This is a genomic window from Fulvivirga aurantia, from assembly GCF_009711475.1.
GTDB classification, from domain to species: Bacteria; Bacteroidota; Bacteroidia; order Cytophagales; family Cyclobacteriaceae; genus Fulvivirga; species Fulvivirga aurantia.
Window position 1 is genome coordinate 1 of sequence record NZ_SMMD01000780.1, and the last position, 8,085, is coordinate 8,085.

The 8,085-nt window shown below is 39.4% G+C and carries 7 protein-coding genes; 6 read left to right on the forward strand and 1 reads right to left on the reverse strand.

Features of this window, described 5'->3' with window-relative positions; translation table 11 throughout:
• The 6 genes from E1176_RS09985 to E1176_RS10010 form a co-directional block, all read left to right on the forward strand.
• The coding region (locus E1176_RS09985; RefSeq protein WP_155210469.1) for an HD domain-containing protein at positions 1-1,157 on the forward strand (1,157 nt) is incomplete at its 5' end.
• Between the two features lie 26 nt (positions 1,158-1,183).
• Positions 1,184-2,239: a UDP-3-O-(3-hydroxymyristoyl)glucosamine N-acyltransferase gene (gene lpxD, locus E1176_RS09990; RefSeq protein ID WP_155210470.1), complete on the forward strand. Its 1,056-nt coding sequence runs from the start codon at positions 1,184-1,186 to the stop codon at positions 2,237-2,239.
• The gene (locus E1176_RS09995) at positions 2,236-3,630 is read left to right on the forward strand and encodes a bifunctional UDP-3-O-[3-hydroxymyristoyl] N-acetylglucosamine deacetylase/3-hydroxyacyl-ACP dehydratase (RefSeq protein ID WP_155210471.1); all 1,395 of its coding nucleotides are present in this window, start codon (positions 2,236-2,238) and stop codon (positions 3,628-3,630) included. Before lpxD ends, E1176_RS09995 begins: the two co-directional genes overlap by 4 nt.
• On the forward strand, positions 3,627-4,406 hold the full coding sequence (gene lpxA / locus E1176_RS10000) for an acyl-ACP--UDP-N-acetylglucosamine O-acyltransferase (RefSeq protein WP_155210472.1): 780 nt from the start codon (positions 3,627-3,629) through the stop codon (positions 4,404-4,406). Before E1176_RS09995 ends, lpxA begins: the two co-directional genes overlap by 4 nt.
• A 17-nt stretch (positions 4,407-4,423) precedes the next feature.
• Complete coding sequence (locus tag E1176_RS10005; protein WP_155210473.1) at positions 4,424-5,041, forward strand: ABC transporter ATP-binding protein; 618 nt, start codon at positions 4,424-4,426, stop codon at positions 5,039-5,041.
• A 131-nt stretch (positions 5,042-5,172) separates the two neighbouring features.
• Complete coding sequence (locus E1176_RS10010; RefSeq protein WP_155210474.1) at positions 5,173-5,661, forward strand: hypothetical protein; 489 nt, start codon at positions 5,173-5,175, stop codon at positions 5,659-5,661.
• Between the two features lie 52 nt (positions 5,662-5,713).
• On the opposite strand, the gene E1176_RS10015 is transcribed toward E1176_RS10010, so the two are convergent.
• On the reverse strand, positions 5,714-8,085 hold a 2,372-nt coding region (locus E1176_RS10015; RefSeq protein ID WP_155210475.1), incomplete at its 5' end, for an endonuclease MutS2.

The following is an 8,085-nucleotide window of genomic DNA, read 5'->3' on the forward strand; positions in this document are numbered from 1 at the left end:
TCATTGAACACCCTTTTTTTCAAAGATTAAGAAGGATAAAACAGCTGGGACTTACCGATTTGGTTTATCCTGGAGCACTCCATACGAGATTTCACCATGCGGTAGGTGCCATGCACCTTATGACCAGGGCATTGGAGATTTTACGCAGCAAAGGTGTAGAAATAAGCGACCATGAATATGAGTCAGCTCAAATAGCCATACTACTTCATGATATGGGCCACGGCCCTTTTTCTCACGCGCTGGAGTATAGTTTGATGCCAGGTGTGCAACATGAGAGTATTTCATTTCAGTTTATGAAATACCTCAACAAAGAATTTAATGGAGCCCTATCTACTACACTCAAGATGTTTCAAAACACCTACGAGCGTAAGTTTTTCCATCAATTGGTGAGTAGCCAGCTTGACATGGACAGGCTGGACTATCTTAAAAGAGACAGCTTCTTTACAGGAGTTTCTGAAGGTGCCATTGGTCTCGATAGAATAATAAGCATGCTTAATGTAGTGCACGACCAAATTGTAGTTGAGGAAAAAGGCATTTACAGCATAGAAAACTTCTTAAATGCCCGCAGGTTGATGTATTGGCAGGTGTACTTGCATAAGGCTTCGGTGAGTGCAGAAAAAATGCTCATCAATCTTATTGTTAGGGCTAAAGAACTGGGAGCTTCCGGCCATGATATCTTTGCTACAGATGCCTTCAAAACCTTTCTCACTGAAAATATTTCTATTGAAGACTTTCAGCAAAAACCGGAATTGCTCGAAACCTTCGGAAATCTCGATGATTACGACATATGGACTTCAATAAAAATATGGAGCAAGAGTTCTGATAAAATTCTCAGGCTTTTAAGCAATAGTATTTTACAAAGAAACCTCTTTAGGATTAAGCTTAATAATGAGTCTCTGAGCAGAAAAGAACTCGAAGTTATAAGAAAGAAAATCATGCAGGAGTATGACCTTTTAAAATCTGACGCCAGGTTTCTATTGGCGTATGGTGAGGTAACCAATAAGGCCTACATAGCCGAAGGACAAAAAATAAATATCCTCACAAAGAAAGGGCATGTAAAAGATATTGCGCAGGCAGCTGATTTGCCAAACATAACTGCCATGAGCAAAATTGTAAAAAAACACTACCTATGCTGCCCCAAAACAGTATCTTTGTGAGATTAAAGAAATTACAGTTATAGTTAATGGAATTTACTGTTGAGCAAATAGCCACTATGTTGGAGGGCGAAGTCAAAGGAGATGGGTCCAAAAAAATCAACATGTTGGCCAAAATACAAGACGCAGGAGAAGGTCAAATCTCTTTCTTATCTAACCCCAAGTACGAGCAATTTATTTACGAAACACAAGCTAGTGCGGTAATCGTAAAAAAGGATTTTTCTGCGAAAAGAGAAATTAAGCCTTCACTTATACTTGTTGATGATCCCTACACCAGCTTCACCAGATTACTTGAGGAATATCATAAATTCATTTCTTATCAAAAGTCTGGTATAGAAGAGCCGTCTTTTATTGGTGAAAATGCCACTGTGGGTAGCGATGTGTACAGAGGCGCCTTCTCATATATAGGTAATAATGTAACCATTGGCGACAACGTAAAAGTTTACCCTCATGCCTACATCGGTGATAATGTAACCATTGGCGATAATAGCATCATACATCCTTCTGTAAAATTATACGCTGACACCAAAGTCGGTGCTAATTGCGTGATTCATTCAGGAGTGGTAGTAGGTAGCGATGGTTTTGGTTTTGCACCTCAACAAGATGGTACTTATAAGACTATACCTCAGCTTGGCAATGTGATTATAGGCGATAATGTTGACATCGGCTCTAATACAGTGATAGACTGTGCTACCTTCCATGGAGACTCTACCAAAATTAATAATGGAGTAAAATTAGATAACCTTATACAGGTAGCTCACAATGTAGAAATAGGCAGCAATACCGTAATTGCTGCACAAACCGGGATCAGCGGATCGACAGAAATAGGAAGTAATTGTGTAATTGGTGGACAAGTAGGTATAGCGGGTCACCTAAAAATAGCCAGCAAAACATCAATAGCTGCACAGTCGGGGATTGGCAAAGACACAGCCGAAAAAGACGTAATGTTTGGTAGCCCTGCCTTTGATCACAAAGATTACATTCGCTCGTACATCGTATTTAGAAAACTCCCAGATTTAAGCCGCAGATTAAAGCAACTTGAAGAAAAAGTCCTAGATTTGCCGTCATTTCAGGAAAAATCATGAGAATAAAACAACACACAATTAAAAAATCGGTGACGTTGTCAGGTGTAGGCCTGCATACTGGTGTAGAAACCAATATGACTTTTTTACCTGCAAAGGCTGGTCATGGTATAAAGTTTCAGCGTACTGATTTAGAAGGAGAGCCAATAGTTGATGCCGATGTAGATAATGTGGTAGACCTCTCAAGAGGTACGACTATTGAGCAAAGCGGAGCAAGAGTAAATACTGTTGAGCACACCCTGGCTGCATTAGTTGGCCTTGAAATAGACAATGTTTTAATTCAACTTGATGGGCCCGAGCCTCCGATTATGGATGGTAGCTCCCAGCAATTTGTTGAGATACTTAAAGAAGCAGGTAGCGAAGAGCAGAATGCTTTACGTGATTTTTACGAAGTTCCTGACAGCATTTTTTATAGAGATGCTTCCAGAGATGTAGAAATTGCCGCCCTTCCTCTTGATGACTACCGAGTGACCGTAATGGTAGACTATAACTCACCAGTTTTGGGTAGTCAGCATGCTTCATTAACAGATATTACTCAGTTTGAGAAAGAAATAGCATCGTGTAGAACGTTTTGCTTTCTGCATGAGCTGGAAATGCTACATAAGAATAACCTCATCAAAGGTGGTGACCTCAATAACGCTATCGTAGTAGTAGACCGTGTGGTGGAAGACCACGAACTTGATAGTATTGCCAAACTTTTTAATAAGCCAAAAGTTGAGGTAAAGAAAGAAGGCATTCTTAACAATGTTGAGCTTAGGTATAAAAACGAGCCTGCCAGACATAAACTGCTGGACGTAATGGGAGACCTTGCACTGGCCGGAAGGCCTATAAAGGCTCAAATTCTTGCTGCCAGACCTGGTCATGCTGCCAATGTAGCTTTCGCTAAAAAACTCAAGAGGTCTATGGAGGGTAATGCAAAACAAAACGCGCCTAGGTATAACCCTAGTTTACCTCCTGTTTTAGACATCAATCAGATTTCAAATATTCTTCCTCACAGATACCCTTTCTTATTGATTGATAAAATCATTCATTTAGATGAAGAAAGCGTTTCCGGAATTAAGAATGTAACTAATAACGAGCACTTCTTCATGGGCCATTTTCCTGGCAACCCTGTAATGCCTGGTGTGTTACAAGTAGAAGCCATGGCTCAAATTGGTGGTATTTTAGTATTAAATACGGTACCAGATCCGGAGAATTACTGGACATACTTCCTGGGTATCGAAAACTTCCGATTTAGAAAAATGGTTTTACCTGGAGATACACTTATTATCAAGTGTGACCTACTGGCACCTATAAAGAGAGGCATTGCAAAAATGTCTGGTAGAGCCTATGTAGGCAACACATTAGTGTGTGAAGGAACCATGACAGCAAGTATTGTAAGAAAAGATTCATGAATCAACCATTAGCATATATCCACCCACAGGCCAAGATTGCAAGAAATGTTGTAATTGAGCCTTTTTCTACCATACATAAGAACGTTGTAATAGAAGAAGGCACATGGATTGGTCCTAATGTCACTATTTTTGAAGGCGCACGCATAGGGAAAAACGTAAAAATTTATCCTGGTGCTTCTATTTCTGCCACACCTCAAGACTTGAAGTATGGTGGTGAAGAAACAGAAACCCATATCGGAGATAATACAGTTATTCGCGAGTACGTAACGATTAGTCGTGGTACAGACGATAAACTTAAGACTGTAATTGGAGACAACTGTCTTTTAATGGCCTATGTGCACGTAGCTCACGATTGTACCATAGGTAACAACTGTATTTTAGTTAATGCAGTACAGATTGCCGGTCATTGTACGGTAGAAGATCACGCCATTATCGGTGGCTCGAGTGCCGTTCACCAATTTGTAAAAGTGGGCGCTCATGTGATGATTTCAGGCGGCTCTTTAGTAAGAAAAGATGTGCCTCCTTATACCAAAGCAGCTCGCGAACCACTTACATATTGTGGAATAAACTCTATTGGGCTTAGAAGACGTGGCTTTGCCACTGAAAAAATCAGTGAGATACAAGAAATATATCGCTATGTCTTCCTTAAAGGCCTCAATAACTCAAAAGCACTTGATCTGGTAGAACTTGAGTTGCCTCCATCTAAAGAAAGAGATGAAATCATTCGCTTTATCAGAAGCTCCGATAGAGGGGTGATGAAGGGCTATTCTTACTAAGAACAGCTAGGGGCGAGATGCTGGTGACCTTTGAAAATGTTTCTAAGAAATATAATCGCGAGATTATATTTAAAAACTTGAGTTACGTTTTCAAAACTGGTCAGTCGTATGCTATTACCGGCCCTAATGGTAGTGGTAAGTCCACACTACTACAAGTTATTTCAGGGTTTGTTAGGCAATCTTCGGGCGATGTAGCCTACGAGCTTCATGGAAAACCCCTTGAAGTTGAGGATTTATACAAGCATCTAAGTATAGCTACACCATACCTGGAACTAGTAGAAGAGTTTACACTTATGGAAATGATCAATTTTCATTTCAAGTTCAAAAAGCCTGCTCTACAACCCGAAGAAATTCTATCTCGCGCTTATTTAACAGACGCCAGAGATAAGCAAATAAAAAAATTTAGTTCTGGAATGAAGCAGCGCCTTAAATTGGCGCTTACACTGTTTACTGATTCCAGCCTTATACTATTGGATGAGCCAACCTCCAACCTAGATGAACAGGGAACTGAGTGGTATAAAGAGCAAATAAGCTCTCTAATATCTGATGATAAAACCATTATAATTGCCTCAAATCAGAAGTATGAGTACGACTTTTGTGATGAAGTAATTGATATTATAAAGTACAAATCATAGGTTACTTTGTGGCTTCCGCGTATATAAAGAGTATATCCTAAAAAAAGAGTTAATTTTCCTATATGATTTTGTACATTTGCAAAATTACTTTCATATATTTCGGATTCAATTCGTGTAAACAAACATATTAAATGAAAAGATTATCTTACTTATTAAGCGCAGGAGTATTAGTAGCGATGTTTGCAGTTGTTGGCTGTAAAAAAGACGATGGTGGCGGACCTTCTGCCGTAGATGTTGCTGGAACCAATTTTTCAGGTACATGGGCAGTTGATGGTTCAGCAAACTCTGTGACTTATGAAAACACAGATCGTACAGATGAAGGGTACTCTAATTTTCAATTAGTTATTACTCACCAAACAGGCACCACCTCTGGCGGTTATGTAGCTTCTAATTTCCCCACGGGTTCTTCTCCGTGGAAGTCTAGCGGAAATTGGACTTTTGCATCAGAAACTCCAGGCGCAAACTCATTCTCTGTTACACGTGATGATGGAGTAGTTGTAAATGTTACAGTTGATGAGTCACAACTAACTCTTGATTTCGAAATCACTGATCCTGCAAACCAAACAGGTAGAACAGAAGCTGTTGAAGGTGACTGGAGCTTTATTCTTCAGAAACAATAAGCGATACAAAGCAACAATATTAAAAAAGGCCTCACTTGAGGCCTTTTTTAATTTATGATAATTCTATCACGGTAATACCTGCCCCACCATGATCTATGTGCTCGTCATGCATGGAGGTAATGTATGGCGCTCCTTTTAAATGTTGGCGAATCATATCTTTCAAGATGCCATTTCCCTTACCATGTAGAATCTTCACTTCGTTGGCACTAAACAAAAGTGCATCATCAATAAACTTATCCACCATTGGCAAGGCTTCTTCTCCTCGTTTTCCCCTCAAATCTAATGTGGTAGAGAAGTGAGCTCTTTTCTGAGCTAAATCCATGCTCTTACTCCGCTTTGGAGCATTCTTTATTTGTTTTGATTGCCTGTTAGAGATTTTATCTAATCGATTAAGTTTAATCATCGATTTGAGCGCTCCCATTTGTACTTCTGCATCTTTGCCTTTTATATCAAGCACCTTACCTACTACATCCTGATCTTTTAACTTTACCTGGTCTCCCACTTTAATCGGGCCTTCAATTACTTCTTGGGGCTTACCTAATCTTCTATCTTTGGTAGGTGTAACTTTTCCTTTGAGCTCTTCCAACCTTCCCCGAGCTTTCTTTGTCTCTGTTTTTTGTGCCTTATTCTCTTTTATATGCCGTATAGTTTTTTCAATCTCACGATTGGTACGGCTCAATAAATCAGATGCTTCATTTTTAGCCTGAGCTATAATCTTTTTCTTATTAGTCTCCAGCTCTTCATACAGACGACTATATTTTTGTTCTAAACTTCTTGTGCGCTGCTCAGACGACTTCAATTCACGATCTCTTTGCTCAATCTGCTGTTGTTGTTTTTCTAACTTCAAAATGAGGTCGTCAACATCTACCTTTTTCTCTCCTATGGCTGACTTAGCATACTCTAACACATCTTTGTCTAAGCCTATCTTTCTCGATATTTCTAAAGAAAAAGAACTACCCGGCTTTCCAATTTCAAGCTCATATAATGGCTCAAGATTTTCCATATCAAACCTCATGGCACCATTTACAACCCCTTCGTGGTCTTCTGCATACAGTTTAATATTGCTGTAATGCGTAGTAATAACTCCCTGGCACTTTTTGAAAGCCAGTTTATCTAAGATTGCCTCAGCAATTGCCCCTCCAAACTGAGGGTCGGTGCCTGTACCAAACTCATCGATGAGAATGAGAGATTTACCTCCTGCATTAGACAAGAAGTACTTCATATTTGTAAGGTGCGAGCTATAGGTACTTAAATCGTTGTCAAGTGATTGCTCGTCTCCAATATCTATGAAAATGTCTTTATAGATACCTGCTTTGGTATTTTCTTCAACTGGTATGAGTAAACCGCACTGAAGCATATATTGAATTAATCCCACTGTTTTAAGACAAACAGACTTACCCCCGGCATTAGGACCAGAAATAATGACTAGTCTTTTGTCCTCATTCATGTTTATTGAGAGAGGAATTACTTTTCTATCTACCTTTTGGTAGGAGAGGTATAATAATGGATGCCTGGCTGAATTCCAGTCCACATAGGCATTTTTACTCACCTCTGGCAGTACTGCCTCCATGTCTTGAGCAAGTAAGGCCTTGGCCCTAATAAAGTCAATTTTTGAAAGAAACCTATAACCCTTTTTAATAGGCTCCAGGTTTAGTCTAATCAAATCTGTGAGCTCTGTCAGGATTTTAATTACTTCCCGCTTTTGCGCGTTTTCCAGTTCACGAAGCTCATTATTTCCTTCAAGTACATCAGTTGGCTCTATAAACACCGTTTGACCAGTAGAAGATTCATCATGAATGAAACCTTTAATTCTCCGCTTATACTCAGCAGCAATGGGAATTACCATTCTCCCATCTCTCACTGTGAGCGAAGCACCGTCAGGTACATAGCCTGAGTTAACGGCCTCTCGGTAAATTCTATCAATAAGTTTTTTTACACGAGTATAACCAGCTTTTAGATTATTCCTGATTTTGGCAAGACCTGGGCTGGCATTGTCTTTGACCTCACCCTTCTTATCAATTTTAGTCTCAATGTTATCGATTACTGAGTGGTCGAAATCGACAAATTTTACGAGCGCATGAAGTTGAGAATAAGTTTCTTTATGTTTCTCTAAAAAGCTCACACAACCACTGATGGCTTTGAGTGAATTTCCAATATCTAAAAGCTCTTGTTCAATTAAGAATGCACCTTCAGTTTTTGCTTTCTTAAGTGATTGAGATACATCAATAAAGTGATTGGTGGGAAAGGTTTCTTCAGACTGTATGATCTTCAGAAATTCATCCGTTTGTCCTAATAGTTTGATCACCAAGTCGTAGTCGGATGAAAACTGCATTTTGTCAATCGCAGAAACACCTAAATTTGAAAGGCATTTCTCTTTTAACAACAACCTAACCTGATCTACACCGAGTTTTTGTTCTAAATTAT

Excerpts from the sequence above, each read along its gene's own strand:
- E1176_RS10010 (WP_155210474.1), top strand. The coding sequence starts at position 5,173 with ATGAAAAGATTATCTTACTTATTAAGCGCAGGAGTATTAGTAGCGATG.
- E1176_RS09995 (WP_155210471.1), top strand. The coding sequence starts at position 2,236 with ATGAGAATAAAACAACACACAATTAAAAAATCGGTGACGTTGTCAGGT.
- lpxD (WP_155210470.1), top strand. The coding sequence starts at position 1,184 with ATGGAATTTACTGTTGAGCAAATAGCCACTATGTTGGAGGGCGAAGTC.
- lpxA (WP_155210472.1), top strand. The coding sequence starts at position 3,627 with ATGAATCAACCATTAGCATATATCCACCCACAGGCCAAGATTGCAAGA.
- E1176_RS10005 (WP_155210473.1), top strand. The coding sequence starts at position 4,424 with ATGCTGGTGACCTTTGAAAATGTTTCTAAGAAATATAATCGCGAGATT.